The 19926-nt window shown below is 38.3% G+C and carries 19 protein-coding genes; 10 read left to right on the forward strand and 9 right to left on the reverse strand.

Annotation, left to right across the window (positions count from 1 at the left end; genetic code table 11):
• Positions 1-293: 293 nt before the first annotated feature.
• A complete protein-coding gene (gene sppA, locus RMY32_RS06530; protein WP_322694031.1) occupies positions 294-1115 on the forward strand; it encodes a signal peptide peptidase SppA in 822 nt (273 codons plus the stop codon).
• 111 nt (positions 1116-1226) lie between these two features.
• Positions 1227-1637 carry a chorismate mutase gene (aroH, locus tag RMY32_RS06535; protein WP_322714680.1) on the forward strand — a complete coding sequence of 137 codons (411 nt, stop codon included), beginning with the start codon at positions 1227-1229 and terminating at the stop codon, positions 1635-1637.
• A 6-nt stretch (positions 1638-1643) separates the two neighbouring features.
• On the opposite strand, the gene RMY32_RS06540 is transcribed toward aroH, so the two are convergent.
• On the reverse strand, positions 1644-1973 hold the full coding sequence (locus tag RMY32_RS06540) for a PIN domain-containing protein (protein WP_322714681.1): 330 nt from the start codon (positions 1971-1973) through the stop codon (positions 1644-1646).
• Positions 1974-2336: 363 nt separating this feature from the next.
• On the opposite strand from RMY32_RS06540, the gene treS reads away from it, so the two are divergent.
• Positions 2337-5723, forward strand: a complete 3387-nt coding sequence (treS, locus tag RMY32_RS06545; RefSeq protein WP_322714682.1) for a maltose alpha-D-glucosyltransferase — start codon at positions 2337-2339, stop codon at positions 5721-5723.
• A 110-nt stretch (positions 5724-5833) separates the two neighbouring features.
• Positions 5834-5962: a hypothetical protein gene (locus RMY32_RS06550; RefSeq protein WP_322714683.1), complete on the forward strand. Its 129-nt coding sequence runs from the start codon at positions 5834-5836 to the stop codon at positions 5960-5962.
• Positions 5963-6062: 100 nt separating this feature from the next.
• On the opposite strand, the gene RMY32_RS06555 is transcribed toward RMY32_RS06550, so the two are convergent.
• From RMY32_RS06555 to RMY32_RS06580, 6 genes are all read right to left on the reverse strand, one after another.
• The gene (locus tag RMY32_RS06555) at positions 6063-6386 is read right to left on the reverse strand and encodes a type II toxin-antitoxin system RelE/ParE family toxin (RefSeq protein WP_322714733.1); all 324 of its coding nucleotides are present in this window, start codon (positions 6384-6386) and stop codon (positions 6063-6065) included.
• Positions 6387-6391: 5 nt separating this feature from the next.
• The gene (locus RMY32_RS06560; protein WP_322714684.1) at positions 6392-6655 is read right to left on the reverse strand and encodes a type II toxin-antitoxin system ParD family antitoxin; all 264 of its coding nucleotides are present in this window, start codon (positions 6653-6655) and stop codon (positions 6392-6394) included.
• Between the two features lie 178 nt (positions 6656-6833).
• Positions 6834-7247 (reverse strand): type II toxin-antitoxin system VapC family toxin, encoded by a 414-nt coding sequence (locus RMY32_RS06565; RefSeq protein ID WP_322714685.1) that lies wholly within the window; start codon positions 7245-7247, stop codon positions 6834-6836.
• Complete coding sequence (locus RMY32_RS06570) at positions 7234-7494, reverse strand: DUF2281 domain-containing protein (protein WP_322714686.1); 261 nt, start codon at positions 7492-7494, stop codon at positions 7234-7236. Before RMY32_RS06570 ends, RMY32_RS06565 begins: the two co-directional genes overlap by 14 nt.
• Positions 7495-7621: 127 nt before the next feature.
• Positions 7622-8023, reverse strand: coding sequence for a type II toxin-antitoxin system VapC family toxin (locus tag RMY32_RS06575; RefSeq protein WP_322714687.1), 402 nt, complete (start codon positions 8021-8023; stop codon positions 7622-7624).
• Positions 8020-8379, reverse strand: coding sequence for a CopG family transcriptional regulator (locus RMY32_RS06580; RefSeq protein ID WP_322714688.1), 360 nt, complete (start codon positions 8377-8379; stop codon positions 8020-8022). The genes RMY32_RS06575 and RMY32_RS06580 overlap by 4 nt, the downstream gene beginning before the upstream one ends.
• Positions 8380-8554: 175 nt before the next feature.
• Between RMY32_RS06580 and RMY32_RS06585 the strand changes: the two genes are divergently transcribed.
• Together RMY32_RS06585 and RMY32_RS06590 are read left to right on the forward strand one after the other, a co-directional pair.
• On the forward strand, positions 8555-9646 hold the full coding sequence (locus RMY32_RS06585; protein ID WP_322714689.1) for a YaaC family protein: 1092 nt from the start codon (positions 8555-8557) through the stop codon (positions 9644-9646).
• 8 nt (positions 9647-9654) lie between these two features.
• Positions 9655-10668 (forward strand): hypothetical protein, encoded by a 1014-nt coding sequence (locus tag RMY32_RS06590; RefSeq protein ID WP_322714690.1) that lies wholly within the window; start codon positions 9655-9657, stop codon positions 10666-10668.
• Between the two features lie 267 nt (positions 10669-10935).
• Here the strand turns inward: RMY32_RS06590 and RMY32_RS06595 are convergent, their stop codons facing one another.
• Both RMY32_RS06595 and RMY32_RS06600 read right to left on the reverse strand, forming a co-directional pair.
• Positions 10936-11061, reverse strand: coding sequence for a hypothetical protein (locus RMY32_RS06595; RefSeq protein ID WP_322714691.1), 126 nt, complete (start codon positions 11059-11061; stop codon positions 10936-10938).
• Between the two features lie 219 nt (positions 11062-11280).
• A complete protein-coding gene (locus RMY32_RS06600; RefSeq protein WP_322714692.1) occupies positions 11281-13494 on the reverse strand; it encodes a phosphoketolase in 2214 nt (737 codons plus the stop codon).
• Between the two features lie 188 nt (positions 13495-13682).
• On the opposite strand from RMY32_RS06600, the gene RMY32_RS06605 reads away from it, so the two are divergent.
• The 4 genes from RMY32_RS06605 to crtO all read left to right on the forward strand — a co-directional run bounded on the left by RMY32_RS06605 (position 13683) and on the right by crtO (position 19827).
• Entirely contained in the window at positions 13683-15065 is a 1383-nt protein-coding gene (locus RMY32_RS06605) for a cytochrome P450 (protein WP_322714693.1), read from the forward strand.
• Between the two features lie 485 nt (positions 15066-15550).
• Positions 15551-16927, forward strand: coding sequence for a cytochrome P450 (locus tag RMY32_RS06610; RefSeq protein WP_322714694.1), 1377 nt, complete (start codon positions 15551-15553; stop codon positions 16925-16927).
• Positions 16928-17268: 341 nt separating this feature from the next.
• Positions 17269-18027, forward strand: a complete 759-nt coding sequence (locus tag RMY32_RS06615; RefSeq protein ID WP_322714695.1) for a DUF2993 domain-containing protein — start codon at positions 17269-17271, stop codon at positions 18025-18027.
• 105 nt (positions 18028-18132) lie between these two features.
• Complete coding sequence (gene crtO, locus RMY32_RS06620) at positions 18133-19827, forward strand: beta-carotene ketolase CrtO (RefSeq protein WP_322714696.1); 1695 nt, start codon at positions 18133-18135, stop codon at positions 19825-19827.
• Positions 19828-19926: the final 99 nt, after the last annotated feature.

The raw sequence follows: 19926 nt of genomic DNA on the forward strand, positions 1-19926 counted from the left end.
AGCCGGAAAAACAAGGCATTGAGAAGTTTTAATTTGGCAAAATAGCTAAAATAGCTTTTCTAAATCATCAGGTTAACGCTAAACTAGAGTTTGGCATTTTGTGCTAGCTGTAATCTTTAAGGATTTGATTAGCATTAATTGAGAATATCAAATAAAACTCACTGAAAAATATAAAAATTTCCTTAAAATTCTGACGAGCGCAATGCCTGCTCATGTTTCTTAACAGAGGAAAGCAGGTCGTTTGACCGTTGGGGATCTTATATTGAATTTATTACGAGGTATGTTGACAGCTCATGGTTTGGCCGTTTAAGCCCAAGTTTAGAAAACAAATTGCGCGGATTGAAATTACTGGTGCGATCGCCAGTGCTACTCGCAAACGCGTCCTAGAAGCCCTGAAAACTGTAGAAGAAAAAAAGTTTCCGGCATTATTGCTACGTATCGATAGCCCTGGCGGCACAGTCGGAGATTCTCAAGAAATCTACAGTGCCCTGAAGCGTTTACGCGAGAAAATCAAAATCGTCGCTAGCTTTGGCAATATTTCGGCTTCTGGAGGAGTATACATCGGTATGGGAGCCGAACACATCGTTGCTAACCCAGGTACAATTACGGGTAGCATTGGTGTGATTCTGCGTGGGAATAACTTGGAACGCTTGCTAGAAAAGATTGGTGTTTCCTTCCAAGTAATTAAATCTGGCCCTTACAAAGACATTTTGGCTTTCGATCGGCAACTGACCGAACCAGAAGAAAGCATCCTGCAAGAGTTGATTGACACAAGTTATCAGCAGTTTGTCCAAACGGTAGCTGATGGCCGTTCTTTAACGGTGGAAGCTGTAAAAAGTTTCGCCGATGGTCGGATTTTTACTGGACAGCAAGCCCTAGCTTTGGGTGTTGTAGACCGCTTGGGCACAGAAGAAGATGCCCGTCGTTGGACAGCAGAACTGGTTGGTCTCGATCCAGAAAAAACTCTCTGCTATACCCTAGAAGAACGTAAACCCTTATTGAGTCGCTTTATACCAGGAAGTCGTCAGTTTTCATCAGGAATTGGAGCCGGTATTGATTGGCTCGAATTTGAAATGTCTACTAGCGGTTTACCCCTGTGGTTATATCGACCCTAAATATTTGTTTGTCATTAGTCATTAGTCTTTTGTTTTTTTGCTCACAGTCAAATGACCAATGGCCAATGACCAATGACCAATGACCAGTGACTAATTAAGGAGGATTTTGGCGTGGACTGGCAAATGCGGGCTATTCGCGGAGCAACAACCGCTTCAGAAAATACTGTTGAGACAATCCAAGAGGTGGTGACAGAACTATTAGATGAACTGGAAAACCGAAATCAATTCCAGCCAACAGACATTATTAGTGTGACTTTTTCAGTGACACGCGATTTGGATGCAGTTTTTCCAGCTGCGATCGCTAGAGCGCGTCCTGGTTGGGATAATGTGGCTATGTTGGATGTGCAGCAAATGCACGTCGAAGGCAGCTTGCAGCGCTGTATTCGCTTCTTAATTCACGCTTATCTGCCAACCTCTGCCTCAATTCATCATATTTATTTACGCAACGCCGCTAGCTTGCGTCCCGACTGGAGTTTGCCTCAGATACAAGCATCACAGCAAGCAGTTAAGTCAAAAGTGTAACAGAACTTAATATTTTTCAGATGAAATCCAGTTTTCCAATTGGAAATTAGAAATGCGGCTGTAGTGACGAGTATTGTTTGTTACTAAAGTGTAATTTTCTGCAATTGCAACACTAGCAATTAGTAAATCAAATTCAGCAATAGTTTGTCCTATTCTACGAAGTTCTGCCTTTAATTCACCATACTTTATTAGAGCAGGATCGGTTAAAGGTACAACGGGTAAGTTTTGAATAAATTCTTCTGCACGAGTTAAATTTTCCACTACTCGTTGAAAATTATAAGCATCAAAATATAACTCAGCAACAGTGATGCTGCAAATAATAAATTTGCTCTTCATTTAGGATTGCTATAGTTTACAATAAGTTTTGTTACATTTTCCCACCCGGAAATAAAAATTATACAGCAGGTTGGTTTTTAAGTGAAATTAAAAATGCAGTACGGGAGCATCAGATATAAAAAGCTTCTGCCTCCTGCCTCAAAACTTGTAACTTTGTACTTCATGGAAATGAAAACTGCTGTATGTATATACGCAGTTAGTATGATTATTTATGACTAAATATAGCTCCTTTGGTAGTTTCATTACTTAAGTAAGAAAGCGTAAACATTACTCGTGTAAGATAAATAAGCTGATAATCTCAGCGATTGTATCAAGTAAAAATATAGTTCTATTAGATATGCGATCGCATATCTTCTTAAAATAATGCCAAACTCCAACTTGAAAGATGACTCATTATGGTTCAAAAATGCAATTATCTACGAATTAGGTGTTCGCACATTTGCTGACAGTAATGGTGATGGTATTGGTGATTTTCCAGGGCTGACAGAAAAACTAGACTATTTACAAGATTTAGGTATTACTGCCATTTGGTTGTTACCTTTTTTTCCTTCACCACTCAGAGATGATGGTTACGATATTGCCGATTATACTAGTATCAATCCTATCTATGGCACGTTAGAAGACTTTAAAGCGTTTTTGAGCGCTGCTCATCAGCGCGGTATTCGGGTAATTATTGAGTTAATTATTAACCATACCTCTGACCAACATCCTTGGTTTCAAAGAGCACGTCGCGCCCCGAAAGGAAGTCAGGAGCGAGATTTTTATGTTTGGAGTGATACTCCTGAAAAATACCAAGAAGCGCGAATTATCTTCCAAGATTTTGAGACATCTAACTGGGCTTGGGATTCAGTTGCCAAAGCTTATTGTTGGCATCGTTTCTATTCCCATCAGCCGGATTTGAATTATGACAATCCCTTGGTGCGCGAGGCAGTATTTAATGTTCTAGATTTTTGGTTGGAGATGGGTGTAGATGGACTACGCATGGATGCTGTACCTTATCTATACGAACGACAAGGAACGAACTGCGAAAACTTACCCGAAACCCATGCGTTTTTGAAGGAGTTGCGATCGCACATCGACGCGAAATTTCCTAACCGGATGTTATTAGCTGAGGCCAACCAATGGCCTGAAGATGCAGCCGAGTATTACGGTGCGGGAGATGAGTGTCACATGAACTTTCATTTTCCCCTAATGCCGCGTTTGTTTATGGCAGTACGGATGGAAGATAATTTCCCGATTGTAGATATTCTTCAGCAAACTCCATCGATTCCTGATAACTGTCAGTGGGCATTGTTCCTCCGCAACCATGACGAACTGACTCTAGAAATGGTGACAGATGAAGACCGCGATTTTATGTATGGGGCCTATGCACAAGACCCGATGATGCGGGTAAATTTAGGCATCCGTCGCCGATTAGCGCCGCTTTTGGGTAACGATCGCCGCCAAATTGAGTTACTCAATAGTTTACTATTATCTTTGCCAGGAACCCCCGTACTTTACTACGGTGATGAAATTGGCATGGGAGATAACGTTTATCTAGGCGATCGCAATGGTGTTCGCACACCTATGCAGTGGAGTTCCGATCGCAACGCTGGTTTTAGTCGCGCCAACCCGCAACGCTTGTATCTACCCGTGATCGTTGACTCAGAATATCACTACGAAGCACTCAACGTCGAGGCACAACGGACTAATAGCAATTCTCTTTGGTATTGGATGAAACGTTTACTCGCTACTCGCAAACGGTTTGCGGCATTGGGTGAAGGGCGTTTTGAATTGCTACAGTCTAATAATCGCAAAGTTTTTGCCTTCAGTCGGATTACCTCTGAAGAACATGTCTTGGTAGTAGCAAATTTATCTCATTACGTGCAAACGGTGACGTTAGATTTATCAACTTTCAATGGGCTACTACCAGTAGAAATTTTTGGTTCCACTGAGTTTCCACCGATTACAGAATCGCCCTATTTCCTCAGCTTAAGTCCTTACGGGTTTTACTGGTTCACTTTACAACGTAAACTTAGCTCAACTCAAGAGCCTAAACCCCAAGCAGATTTAGTAACTCTGCTAGTAAATGGTTCATGGCAGAATGTGATTGGGCAACGAGAGTCAAAAAGCGTTCTAGAATCAACACTGCGGGATTATCTCTATACCTGTAGCTGGTTTGGCGGCAAAACTCAGACTGTACAATCAGTACAAATCATTGAAGCGATTTCTTTACCTTATAATCAGCAGATAGCTCAAATTGTTTGGTTGCAGGTAGACTATACCCAGGGAAACCACGAAACTTATCTGTTATTTCTCGCCTATGCAGAAGGTGAGCAAGCAACACATCTTTTAGCAGAAATGCCGCAAGCTATAATTGCACGGCTTGGGGTGCAAAGCAAAACAGACACTCCTCCACCCAATACTCAAGAAGTTGGAATTTTATTTGATGCTTTAGCAGACAAAAACTTTCTCACCTCATTGCTAGATGATGCGATCGCTAATCATCACTCTTATAAAGGGATAACCGGAGAATTATTTGGCACTACTACTGATTCATTCTCCGAATTGCGCCGACAGTTAACCAATCATGAGCCGACTGTTCTGAATAAAGAAGAACAAACCAATACTTATATAATTTATGGCGATCGCTTGTTGTTAAAACTCTTCCGCAAAGTCGAGGAGGGTTTGCACCCAGATTTAGAAATAAGGCGTTTCCTATACCAGAAAAAACGTTTGCAAAACTCAGTTTTCCTAGCTGGTGCTTTAGAGTACCGCCGTGGAAATAAAACAAGCAATAAAACTGCCCAAGCCACGACTATAGGCATATTACAAGAGTTTATTTCAGATATCCGCAATGGCTGGGACTACACCCTTGATAGTTTGCAACAGTACTTTGATTTAGTGACCACAGAACACGCCACTATTACCGAAGTGCCTCTGCCATCAGGTTATTTGTTGGATTTACAGAGAATTGAGATTCCAGAATTGGCAATTGCAACTATCACTTCTTACTTGCAAAGTGTTGAGCTATTAGGTAAATCCACAGCTGAATTCCATATAGGGCTGGCTACAAATATAGATAGCTCAGACTTTGCTCCAGAATCTTTTTCATCACTTTATCAACGTTCGATATATCAAAATGCACGTAACTTAACTGGACAAGTATTTCGGTTGTTAAAAGAACGAGTAAAATCCTTGCCAACCGATACTCAACCATTAGCATTAGAAGTTCTGAATAGCCAAGAGAAAATCTTAGAACGCTTTCAGTTAGTTGTCGGGCAAAAAATTACTGCATTGCGTACTCGTCATCATGGAAACTACCATTTATCGCAAGTATTTTACACAGGAAAAGACTTTATTATTCCTGATTTTGAAGGCAAAGCAGATCGTAGTTTTAGCGAACGACGCATCAAGCGATCGCCTCTACAAGATGTAGCAGGAATGCTGCTATCTTTCAACTACGCAGTTAACGAAGCTCTGGGCTATCAAAAAGAATCTGGAATGATCCGGTCTGAAAATTTACCCCTTATAGAACAATGGGGACAGTTTTGGTATACCTGGGTTAGTACTAGATTTTTGAATTCTTATTTAGAAACTGCTAGTCAAGAATCTTTCCTTCCCAAGACAACACAAGAACTAGATGTGCTGCTTTTTGCCTATCTTTTAGAGCAAGCGATTGATGCACTAGGTAATGAACTAAATAATCGCTCCGAGCGAGTGGAAATTCCACTTCAATTTATTCTGCGATTACTGAGCGAAACTGCTTAAACAGTTTTTCATAGTACAAACAAAATCTGCCTTTGCAGGTTTTAAAGCGTAGTACGGAAATCTTAACTGTAGGTTGGGTTGAACTTTAGTGTTACCTAACAGAGGCGGGAATGTTGGGTTTCGTTCCTCAAACGCCACTTGCTTCAAGCCGGGGAACCCGTCCAACGCAGTGGCTCCCCAACCTACAACTACAACTTTTAAACCTGAATGAGGTGATGCGATCGCGCCTGATAAATTAATGTGAACAGTGCGATGTATACTTCCTAAATGTACGTCCAATCGGTAGAAGAGAAATTGCGCGATCGCGGCTGATAATCTAATTTATAATTGCAGAATAAGTCATAGTTCTAAGTCTTCATTAAATATTGATTCAATGTCTCTTGCAGCATGAATGACTCGGAGAATATCAATTGCTGATTCAGTGATGCGGTAAAAGATGAGATATTTTTGAAATTCTTTGATAGATATTTGTCGAATTTCTGCTAGATTTGGATGGACAAATTTACATGGTTTTCCAATAGCCGGGGTTTTTGCTAATTGTTTAAATGTTCCTTCAGCTGCTGTTAAAAAGCGGTCTGAAACATTTAAGTTATCTTGTGCTATGTACGTTGCTAAGTCTATTAAGTCCCGGATAACTTGAGGTCTTTTTTTTATTTCAAACATCACGTCTAAATTGCATCTTGATGTTTGTTCATTCTTTCTCGGATTGTTTGACGGATATCTTCCCAATCTTGAACAGTCATGTCTGTTGCATTTCCAGAGTTTAACCCTTCCAGAAGCATTGTTTCTAGACGTTCTTTAGCTCTCTGTTTTTGGTCTTGTCGCACTAATTCACGAAAATATTCGCTAACACTGCTATAACCACCTTGAGCTACCTGTTCTTCTATATAAGTTCGCATGGTATCAGGTAAGGAAATATTGATACTTTTCACAAGTGTTAGTTTTTGAATCTGTTTTCTATATTATGGCAAAAATTGCCATTTTATGCCATTGCACAGAAGATGTTATTTAGGATTGAACTGTGGTAATTGTTTCACTCCACAGCATACAAGTACGTCCTATTCTTAGAAGAGAAATTGCGCGATCGCGGCTGATAAATTTATAATTACTTCAAAATAGGAGATTTTCAAAAGGATAACTTTGCTTCCAGCGATAGGTATTAAAGTCACGCCGATCTACTGAAAAAATGCGTCCATGGCCTAAATGTTCTGCTAAAATTACCAGGGAAGCATCAGCCAAATCCATTGGAAGATCGGCATATTTTTTCATTAATTCAATAATTCGAGCAGTATGGTGAAGTTCTAAATTAAAAATCGTAAATAATTCTTCTTGCAGACTATTTATAAAAATAATTTCAGCGTCAATTCCCTTGCGAGTTAGCAAAAGATAACAGGTTTCTGTTACAACACACCATGTTGTAATTAAAGGTTCATTATATTGTTTTAAAGCTTGTTTTGCTCTTTCGTGGTGAGTGTCTTTTTTATCAATAAGAGCTAACCAAAATCCTGTATCAACGACGCTCATATTTATTATCTAATGTATTAGATAATACTTGTTTATAGGTTGTTGATAAATTTTCGTCAACAGAACAACAACCAATTAATCCAATTTCATCAAACTTATCATAGAGACTTTTTTCTTGACTATGATTTTCTGATTCTGATTGAGGATACCGCTTTTTGAGTAACTGAATAAAATCAAGTAGTAATATTTGAGCTTCTTCTGGTAAAGTACTAATATCTCTATATATTTCTTCAAATTTTATAAGCATAATTAACTTCTAAGATTGAGGAAAATAGTATGACCTTATTATAGACTGCTTTTCAAGCGATCGCGGCTGATAATCTAATTTATAATGGCATACAGCCAAATAATCGAGACTAACTAATGTTGAGTGTTTAAAGCAGAGTCCAGTTTTCCAGTTTTAATCCGTTGATGCGTTCATAATGACGAGTATTGTTTGTTACTAAAGTGTAGTTTTCTGCAAGTGCAACACTAGCAATTAGTAAATCAAATTCAGCAATTGTTTGCCCTATTCTACGGAGTTCTGCTTTTAATTCACCATACTTTCTCAGAGCATGATCGGTTAAAGATAAGACGGATAAATTTTGAATAAAGTCTTCCGCATTACTTAAGTTTTCTGAAACTCGATTAGAATTGTATGCACCATAATACAATTCAGCGGCAGTGATGACACAAATGCATACTTCATCCCATCCGACTGCTAATAATTTATCTCTGACTGGCTGGCGACCCTTAAGCCAATAAATACATGTATCAGTGTCGAGTAAATAATTCACAAGCTATAATTGCGATCGCTTACAGTACGACTTGAATATATTTCATCAACAATTTCTTCTGCGGTGCGTGTATCTTCCCAGCTTCCAAAGGTTTCTAAAAAACCTTCTGATGCATTGGGTTTTGGCTGCTGTTCAGATGAGACAATTATTTCATTCACTATCAATTGATTTGCTTCTGGGACTCCTAATTTTTTGGTTTCTTCTTTAGCTATAACCATGATTTGCATTAACGTTATAGCCTGACGCAAAACATCACTTTTACTTGTGCCTATTTTATTTGCTAGTTCGTCTAATATCTGATTTAGTTCAGGTGACAAATCTAAGTTTAAGCGAACCATATTTTGAGCATCAGTCATGGTTCCATCCTTGTGTAAAATATTGAGTACATTATTATAATAGTTGAATGCAAACTAAAAAATCAGTGTGGCATGGTTGCTATACTGTAATTATAGTAAATATTACTACAGCTATTAAAATTTGATATAACTAAATTATAATCATAACTTTAGCGTTAAAAGTCTCTCTATTTTTATGCAAAAAATCTTTACAGAAGATCCAGATTATGAGCAGTGGCAAATGCTCTCAAACTTCATATATCCCTCAAATATAGACAGATTTTTTTCTAGAAATGGAATAGTAGATTATGATAAAGAGCTTTTAGAATCGATTTCTGGTTCAATTTTGCAATCTCAAGAGTACTTTGCTGCTGCTAATTCGGTTTCCCTAAATACATCCCCATTACTTTTATACTATGGAACTGTTAATCTTATGTATGCAGCGTCGATGCTTGTAAGTGGCAAAAAAATTGATATTGAAAATCACGGCATGAGACTGGACAATAATAGCAGTAATGCTTTAACAAAACTTGGTGATTTTGAGTTTACACCATTTTTTGCAACTATTAAGGGTGGTTTATTTCAATTTTGTAAAACATTTTGTCCTGATATCAGTATTTCACAATATGAAAGTAAATCTAAATGGACATTGTTGGAAATTTTAGGGTCAATTCCAGAATTAAAGAATGATTTTGAGGAATGTTACGACACTTTATCGTATATTATTCCGGTTCAAATTGTGCGGAATCAAAATGATTATGTTGAAAGGATAGATAAACATGAATTCAAGAACTTCGATGTGCTTCAAGAGTTATCAAAAATATTAGATTTTGAAAAAACATATATAAAGCCAATATTAGAATCACCTTATGTGAGATATAACCATGTCTTCTTAAGGAGAAAGATAAAGAGTAAACCTATAACTGAATCTTCTGTGTTTGGTCAAATTTTTCTGAGAAAATGTCATGAAAAACTTAGTCATTGTATAACACTTCCACTTATCATGTATATGTATATGGGGTTATTTGTGCTGGGATACTTATCTAGGTATAAACCTGTAGTTTGGAGTCCATTTGTCAGAAACGACTCAACAGGAGAAAAGAGAGTAATTGAAAAATTTATTAATATTACTAAAAGAGTGATACCAAATATAATATTAAATTTTATTTATAAAACTGAATTTTATTTTGTTAAAGAAATATATGAACCACTAGAATTATCTAAAACAGTTTCAGAAGATCGTATTAGGGCAATATTTAGAGAAGAGATAAATAGAGACAAAGGATAAGCTTTTTGATGACGATTCAAAACAATACTAACAGTTTATGTAAATTAATTCAGTCTTTTTCCCTTAAAAGGCAAGTTCAAGATATATTTTATCACTTAGATAAATCAGGAAGAGAAGTTACACTTAGAACAATTGCAAACCAAATAAATAGACAATTTTTAGGTTATTTGCTCGCAAACTATTCAATAAAAGAAAAAAAACAAAATACTTACATAACATCTAATATACAGTTATTGTCTTTAGAAGAATTAGGCACATTAGAGCAAGCTCATCATTTATTACTTTATATAACTCATATGATATGTATTTTAGATAATTTATTACCTAATGCTCAAGTATCAATTAATCCATATACCGATTATAATTACATTTCAAACAAATCTGAATTAGTAAAGTTTGAATCAGAATTAAAATTAATAAGTGATACTTTAAACGTATTGAAGGAAAATTTTAAAAATCACCCATCGATATATGTAATACAAGACTGTCTTAAAAATTTGAGTGAGATTGAAACTTCTATACAGCCAGAAGATTTACTCAATGTTGTTTTGAATTATCGCAAAGCTATAATTAATAATAGTCTCACAGATATTCCACGTCAGTTAGAATTAGAACTATTTAATAAAGAAGATTTTAAAACATATTATACAGGAAAACTTATAAGGAGCTTGATTGTATTAAGAGATTCTATTTTTAATGTGAATCAGTTTTTGTATCAATCTTTGAGGTACGAAAAACCTCTAATTTTCAATAGAAATAATGTTTTTGCAAACGAAGGATTACATCAAAACTGGTTAGGAGAAGTAACATATCTCAAGGTACAGCCTATCGCTAAAGAAGTATATTTGTGCCCTGGAGATGCTGTCTTAGTTTCTCTAAATTTAGGAGATTCACTCAAAGACGGATTTTATAGAATTGATCAAATTAATATTTTTGAAAGTAGTGATTTTGGCTTAAGTATAAAATTCGGTTTAAGAAAAATAAATGAAAATATGGTTTGCTATCCTCAATTATTGATTTAACATTTATTTTAATTTCAATTTGAATCCATATAAATAAAAAACAGATGTTAGGTATAAAGATTTTGTAATATAGCAATTTTATATATAACTTCTGTTTTAACTAATTTAAGAATTTTAATCTATAAAACCTTACTGTTAATGCACTAGCACTAATGTGATCGCACTTTTCCTCAAGTCTCCACATTCCCCACGCTTCCAGATAAAAATATCACCCTTCGTCCTAGCTACAAAAATCAAGTTTTGTGACTTGTAAACTAAGTTTCTGACTCATAAACTAACTTTTGCAACTCCAAAACTAGCTTTTGCGACATCAAAACTAGCTTTTGCGACATCAAAACTAGCTTTTGCGACATCAAAACCAGCTTTTGCGACATCAAAACTAGCTTTTGTCAAAGAATTTCAGCAAATCTACTTCCATTTTTCTTGCTTGCTAACTTCTCTTCAATAAAAAAACGCAAATATACGCATTCTGACGCAATTTCAGCGTTTATATACGTATAAATGCGATAAAAGTAGAAACAATTCCAGCTTTATTTAATGGGCGTTGCTGAATCTAGAGATGAAACGCAAAGGAAAATTCAATAAAATCATCCCGCATTTATGCAATATTATTTAATGAACTAACGCGATCGCACGTTTTGTTAACGCTTCAGCAGTCAATCCATTAAACGCCATCAACTCACCAGCACTTGCGGTAGTTTCGCCACGTTTCCATGCAAAGGTGTCGCGCTTCGCTGTACTCCGTAACAAAATTGGTTCTAGCATCGACGCAGCACCACCAGTAACCGCAATTAGCGCATCGCCATCAAATAATTCGGCAAATTTCGCATCATCTAAGAAATCGCCATCAGGTTCGGAACAGATATCCCATGCGGTATCGTGGGGACGATACAAACGTCTGGGGTTAATAACAGAAACTATCTTTGCACCAATACCTTCAGTTTCCAAGAAAGCCGCAGCTTCAAATACTGGCATTAATGTCATATCGCCAATTACAGCAAATACGACTTGTTTATCACCAGCGATTTCATGTAATAACACTGCACCATCGCGCAACCCTTGACGAGTTTGTTCTAAAGTTGTGCGAATTGGTAACGGCGATTTACTGGCTGTAATTACAATTCCCTTATTCTTAGTTTTCAATGCCCAATCATAACAGGCTTGAATACTATTAGCATCAGGCGGAAATAATGGGAAAACATTTCCATTTCGCATCAACGAAGCAAAGTAAGCTTCAATTTCTGGACGTTGGTGAGTCCAACCGTTGCGCCCTTGCTCTAATGCGCCTGCTGTGAATAAAGTAATAGTTGAGGGAGTTTTACGGCGCAATTCTGCCATTGATTGGGTTACAGTTTGCCAAATTGGTAATCCATTGATGGCAAAAGATTCGTAAGAACACCACAAAGTTCTCGCACCCATTAACGCCAAACCCGCAGCTAAACCGGCACAAGCATCTTCACTCAATGGTTCATAAACTTGTCCGTTTGGCGCTTGATTATATAAGTCGTCGGTTGTGGGATGGATAATCTTTAATGCTTGGTTGATGTTAGCAATTCCTGATGCTTCATTACCATCGGCGTTGGTGACAAGGAAATTCCGATCTTTATTTCCAACTATTCCCACCAATCGTCCCATCGCAGTTGTAGAAACTTTTGGTTCGCCACCAACTGCATATTCTTCTAAAGGTAATTCGCCTAATTCTGGTAATGGAAATTCAAATTCTGTTACCACAGTTTTTGCTGCTGGGCCACTACCGGCGCGTTCGGCATTTGTTCTGACTAATTGCCAAGCTTCTGCTGATAAAGCACGGGTTTGCAATGCACTAACAATATGGGGTGCATCCAGCGTATCTTTAGGATACAAGTTGTGAGATTTCGCACCCCGCGCGTGGACTCCTGCACCTTTGAGTTGTTTAATAATGAAGACGGTAAGTTTGCCACCAAGAGCCGATCGCGCTGCTTTATCTATACCAGAAAGTACTGCTTGAGTAAATTCTAGGCGTTTCTCAAAGGAAAAGGCGGTACTATCAACGTAATCCCCTGGCTGATCTCGATCGTCGAAATCCTTGGCATCAACTAACACAACTTCATCAAAACCGTTACCTTGCCAATATGCTTGCATCTCTGGGTTGGTTTTCAGGGAAACCATACTGTGATGTTCTTGGCTGTAACCGTTCCACACCAACACTGGTAAAAAATTGGTGACAGTAGGATAAGCTGTATGAAAATGCGCGATCGCACTGACAATATAAGGCTCACCCAATCCCCCATCCCCAACTGTAAAGGGGAACAACTTATCTTTGTGCAGTAGTGCAGCCGCCATTGCAAAGTGTTGCCCTTGTCCCAAAGGCCCCGCAGGTGCGAGAATACCGGGAATGTAACCGGAAAGGTGTCCTAAAAGTCCGTGCTTTTCTCGAAAGCGATCGCGCAATTGTTGGACTGTAAAAATTCCCATGTCCTCTAGCGAACGATCCAAGAACATGGCACTATAAAATCCGGGGGCGTGGTGTCCGACTTCAGTAATAATGTTCTTGTATCCCAGCATGACAAGAGATGCGTAAGCTTCTGCTTGGCTGGCGAATCCGCCGGGATGCCCAGAAGCCTTACTTCCGGTAACTTGTAAAGTCAGGTAGCGCAGGGCATCGGCAGCTAGTAAAGTTTGATATACAGCTGCTTTATCTGTGGTCGATGCGATCGCTACTTTGCCCGACTCAATAGCAGGAGTTGCACCATAAGTTTCAAAATCTGGTAAAACTTCACCAAAATATTGAATTCCTTCAGAAAAATTGGGAAGCGCTGAAGATGGCTTTGAGGAGATTGCAGTCATGCTGAGTACCTTTTGACGATGAGGTGAAACTGTAGATGCTCGTTGAATTTAACAAAAATTTTACATCTTTGAGGTTGTAACAGTTTATTGCTTTTTTGCAACGTTAGAATAAGTACTTTAAATGGTTACGCAACCAAAATTTAAGTTAATTGAAGTAGCGAAAAAATATTAAGTAGGAAAAAAAATTTATGAGATTCCCAAATGGACCGCAAACTCCAGCAGTTTCACAGATGCTACGCTGGATTGCTAATCCGATGTTATTTATGGAGGCTTGTGCCAAAAACTATGGCGAGATTTTTACTCTCAGATTAGACAAAAATCTGCCTCCTATGGTAATCGTCACCAACCCCCAAGCGATACAGCAAATTTTGACAACTGATACCAAAGAATTGGAAGCCCCTGGCGATGTGAATCAGCTGTTTGAACCTTTACTGGGTAAACGTTCTGTGATTACTATCAGTGGCGCAGAACACCAGCGTCAGCGCCAGTTGTTAATGCCTCCCTTTCACGGCGAAAGAATGCGGAATTATAGTCAGGTAATTACCGATGTCACCAAGCAAGTCATCAATCAATACCAGATAGGCAAATCCTTCAATATTCGGTCTGCAACTCAAGCTATTACCCTGCGGGTGATTATGCAAGCTGTATTTGGGCTATATGAAGGGCCTCGCGCCGAAAAACTCCAACAATTTTTGAGCAATCTTTTAGAAAAAGCCAGTTCTCGGTTAAATGTGGCTTTGCTTTATTTTCCAGCTTTGCAAAGAGATTTTGGCCCGATTAACTTCTGGGGAAACCAGATGCGCCTCCAGCAAGAAGCTGACAAGCTCATCTACGAGGAAATTCGAGAACGTCGAGAACAACCAGATTCATCACGCACGGATATTCTTAGTTTACTCATGGCTGCTAGAGATGAAGCCGGTCAACCTATGACTGATGAAGAGTTGCGCGATGAATTGATGACTCTGTTAGTCGCTGGTCATGAAACCACAGCCACAGCCTTAGCATGGGCATTATACTGGATTCACAAAATCCCATCAGTGCGCCAAAAGCTACTGCAAGAATTAGATAGCTTGGGCGATAATCCAGACCCCAGCACCATTTTCAAATTACCTTATCTCAACGCTGTTTGTTCCGAGACATTGCGGATTTATCCAGTAGGTATACTAACTTTTCCCAGAAGAGTTAGAACATCGATATCGCTAGGCGGTTACGAACTAGAACCCGGTACAGTCCTAATTGGTTCTATTTATCTGACCCATCAACGGGAAGATATTTATCCAGAACCTAAGCAGTTTAAGCCAGAACGCTTTTTAGAACGGCAATTTTCTGCCTATGAATTTTTGCCCTTTGGCGGTGGTGCTAGGCGTTGTATTGGGCTAGCATTTGCCCAGTTGGAAATGAAGCTAGCACTTGCTCAAATCCTTTCTAGCAAGGAATTACAACTAGTTAATAAAGGTGAAGTGCGACCTAAACGCCGTGGTTTAGTGACAGGGCCAGATCGTCCCATTGAGATGGTTGTCACGAGTCAACGTCAGGTGAAGTCTTCCATCCTCCAGACAACCTCTGTTTAATGCTGCGAGGTTTAATGGTTGCGTTCACCAAACTGTCAATCATCTATACATTTAGATAGATTTTCAATGCTTTTAAACAATCCCCTATAGTCCTCTTTAAATGAGGACTATAAGGGATTTTGATATATTACAACTGTAAAAAGAATGAATTTGAAGATGGATAGTATACATCAAAATAAAGCATTTTAATATCACCAAAAGACGTAACTTTAATATGTGTATCCAAAAATAATTGAGTAAGTTTTTTCTGTAAATCGCTTTCAAAATTCAGAAAAAATATTATCATTAACTTTGTAAAAATTAATAGTGATTAATTACCACTACGGTTTACTTAGTGTTAATTAACTCCCGACTATCCCCTGAAAATATTAAAAAAGCTTGCCCTAATTGCATCTTTTTTAATGAGTGTTAGGGAAAAGTAAGCCTTAACCCAAGCGGATTGAATTATTTGCACCTTCTGAAATCCTAAAAGTATCTAATAAACAATGAAACTATTTGATAATCTCAGCACACCAGCGTTGTTACAAACTCTGCAATTAATTGCTGAACCAACAAAGTTTTTAGAAAATAATGCTGCTAAGTATGGTGATATTTTTACAGTACAGGTAATGGGTTTAAAGTCACCACCGATAGTATTTTTTAGCCATCCCCAAGCAATTAGCGATTGTTTTGCCATCCCTGCACAAAAGTTAGATTTTAAGAAGGCAACCCATGTATTTAAACCCTTGTTTGGTGAGAATTCTATTGTATTTCAAGAGGCGCGATCGCACCAACAACAGCGACAGCTATTACTCCCAGCATTTCATGGCGATAATTTAAAATCTTATGGACAAGCAATTTGTCAAATAACTGAAGAACTTACACAACATTGGACATCAGATACAAATATTTGTATACACAAATTAATGTCAAATATCACTTTAGAAATTATCTTACAAGTGGTATTTGGGATTACTCATGGTGTGCGTTACCAACAATTAAAAGAACAATTGAGTTCTTTATTAGAAGACGTAACTAAACCTTGGTATTCCAGCTTGTTTTTCTTTCCTTCGCTGCAAAAAGATTTAGGCGCATGGAGTCCTTGGGGAATTTTCTTAAAAAGACGAGAGCAAATTGACAAACTCATCTATGCAGAAATTTCTGAAAGGCGTTGGCAAAATGATCCTGCGCGTACAGATATTCTCAGTCTGCTGATGTCAGCTTATGACGTAAATGGGCAACAAATGACAGATGAGGAATTACGCGATCAACTAGTTTCATTATTGCTATTGGGTTACGAAACTACATCTGGTGTATTAGCCTGGATATTTTATTTAATTCACTCTCACCCCAAGGTTAAACATCGGCTAATGCAAGAACTAAATACCTTGGGCAATGTCACAAATCCTGAAACAATTGCCCAATTACCTTATCTCACCGCCGTCTGTCAAGAAACACTGCGAATTCACCCTATTGCTTTAATTTGCACGCCGCGAATGGTAAAAGATAGAGTGGAAATTATGGGGCATAAATTTACATCAGAAACAGTTTTAGTTCCCTGTATTTATTTAGCACATCGCCGAGCCGAGACTTACCCAGAACCAGAACAGTTTCAGCCAGAAAGATTCCTCAACCAAAAATTTTCACCTTACGAATATTTACCCTTTGGTGGAGGTTATCGCGGTTGTATTGGTGCAGCCTTTTCCATGTACGAACTAAAATTAGTAACAGCCATAATATTATCTCGTTTTGAATTAAGCCTTGCTGATAAACGTCCTGTACATCCCGTCCGTCGTGGAATTACAATTGTCCCTAGCGGTGGTGTAAAAATGGTTGTTACTAAAAAAGCAAAACTTAAAAAACAAACAATACTTTCTACTTAATTAAGTAAGTCGGTGTTAATCTTTCAAGCTATGTTAATAAACATTTCAGTAGTAGCGTGTTAAAGCTAAAATAGTGCATAAAATTTAGCTTTTGTGGGGTGGGCATCTTGCCCGCCCAGACGGGTGAGGACACCCATCCCACAAGAAAATTTATTCCAACAATTTAGCCTTGACACGCTACTACATCTACATCAATTTATATTTGTTCACATACATTGAATTTTTCTCGCCGGCTTACTTACTCAATCCCCCCATTTGCATATATCGTAATATAGAGCCGCTTGTTAGTATTTAGCCTTTACAGTAAATAATAAGAGGACATTTATGAGAATTAGTAATTCATGCCTAATGAGCATCGGTTAGAAGAAGAATTTCTATCCCAAGAAGCTGAAAAACAAGTATCCAATCAGCTAGATGAAGTAGAAGAAATAGAAATAGATGTAAAAACCGATCTGTTAAAAATACTTCAGGGACAGGCGGATGGAGTTGCAGTTGCAGGGCAAGGATTAGTCATTAAAGAAGACATTCGCGTACAGGAAATAAAACTGCAAACAGATAGTATAGCCATCAATCCTTTTAGCGCTCTTTTTGGTCAAATAGAACTGAATGAGCCAATCAATACTATTGCTAGGGTTATACTCACAGAAGTAGATATTAACCGCGCCTTGACTTCAGAGTTTGTTCGTAGCCAGATGCAAAACTTTGAATTGAATGTAGATGGAGAAATTGTCAGTTTTGAGCCAGAAGAAATTCAGGTATTTTTACCTGGTGATGGCAAACTAGAATTTAAAGGAAAGGTGCAGTTAAAGGAAATGGGAAATACTCGCCCTTTAGCTTACACTGCGATCGCCCGCCCACGAACTCATTCACAACCCGCCATGCTAAAGGCTTTTAACTGCACTGAGGGAGAAGGGATTTCAATAGAATTAACTACAGCATTGATGCAGAAAGCTAAAGAACTGATGAATATACCATCTTTTAAATGGGAGGAGATAGCTTTTTCTATCAAAAATTTAGAAGTACAAAAAGGTACTTTAATACTTATGTTAGAAGTTCAAGTAAAGCAAATACCCCCATCGTCAAGTTTAATATCTCCTTAGTAGGATTGACATGAGTTAAAAATAATTTTTGTTACTGAGGGATGATGTCAATGTAATAAAAATTTTCTAATATTTTAGAAAGCTACTTATTTCTAAATTCCAACTATGCAAGAGTATGATGTTGTGCTGATCGGTGCTGGACATAATGGACTAGTTTGCGCAGCTTATTTGCTAAAAGCTGGTTATAGCGTTCTGTTACTAGAAAAGCGTTCTGTACCAGGTGGCGCAGCAACAACTGAAGAATGCTTACCGCAAGAAGCTCCTGGATTTAAATTCAATTTGTGTGCGATTGACCATGAATTTATTCATTTAGGGCCAGTTGTTGAAGAATTAGAACTAGAAAAATATGGCTTGCATTATTTGGAGTGCGATCCAGTTGTTTTCTGTCCTCATCCTGATGGGAAGTATTTTTTAGGACATAAGTCAGTGGAAAAGACTTGTGCAGAAATCGCCCGTTACAACCAACGTGATGCCAAAAAATATGCAGAATTTGTAGACTTTTGGCAGCGAGCGCTAGGTGCAATGATTCCCATGTTTAATGCACCACCAAAATCAGTTATAGACATTCTTGGTAACTACGACATCACCAAAATCAAAGATTTAGTTTCAGTTATTGGTTCCCCTAACAAAACGCTGGACTTCATTCGCACGATGTTAACCAGCGCTGAAGATTTGCTTAACGAGTGGTTTGATGAAGAATTTCTGAAAGCACCATTAGCTAGACTAGCAGCAGAACTTGGTGCGCCGCCATCACAAAAAACCCTTGCTATAGGTGCAATTATGATGGCAATGCGTCATAATCCAGGGATGGCCAGACCTCGCGGCGGAACAGGCGCACTTGTGCAAGCTTTAGTGAATTTAGTCACAAGTAAAGGTGGCGTTATTCTCACAGACCAGCATGTTGAAAAAGTTTTAGTTGATGATGGCAAAGCTGTAGGTGTGCGGGTTGCTGGTGGTAAAGAATATCGTGCTAAACACGGGGTTATTTCTAATATTGATGCCAAGCGGTTGTTCTTACAAATGACAGATAAAAGCGATATTGATGGAGCCGACCCAAATTTATGGCAAAGATTAGAACGCCGCATCGTTAACAACAACGAAACCATCCTCAAAATAGATTTGGCTTTAGACGAACCACTCCACTTTCCCCACCACGCTCACAAAGATGAATATCTGGTTGGTTCTATTTTGATTGCTGATTCTGTGGCTCATGTAGAACAGGCTCATAGTAAATGTACTTTGGGAGAAATTCCTGATGCTGACCCATCAATGTATTTGGTGATGCCTAGCTATTTAGACCCCACATTAGCACCACCAGGTAAGCACACTCTATGGATTGAGTTTTTTGCTCCTTATCAAATTGCTGGTGCAGAAGGCACTGGTTTAAAAGGTACTGGTTGGACGGATGAATTGAAAAACAAAGTTGCAGATAGGGTGATTGATAAATTGGCAGACTATGCACCCAATGTCAAGAATGCAACTATCGCCCGTCGGGTAGAAAGTCCAGCCGAACTAGGAGAAAGATTAGGTGCGTACAAAGGGAATTATTACCATGTTGACATGACCCTAGATCAGATGGTATTTTTCCGTCCCTTGCCAGAAATAGCCAATTACAAAACGCCAATTGATAATCTATTTTTGACTGGTGCAGGGACTCATCCAGGTGGTTCAATTTCGGGAATGCCGGGACGCAATTGTGCGCGCGCATTTTTACAGGCAAAACATCCCATTAGCCAAACTTTGAGAGATGCGCGGGATTCAATTAAGTCAACTGTCGAGTCAGTGTTTGGCATTAGTTAAGCCTTGCACAGATAGAGTAGACCTCTTGCAAAAATATATTTTTGCACTCTAAGGGTAAAGGGAAAAGGGTAAAGGGAAAAAATTTTGAGTTTCTTTACC

It is taken from the genome of Nostoc sp. ChiSLP03a (assembly GCF_034531215.2).
Taxonomy (GTDB): Bacteria; Cyanobacteriota; Cyanobacteriia; order Cyanobacteriales; family Nostocaceae; genus Nostoc.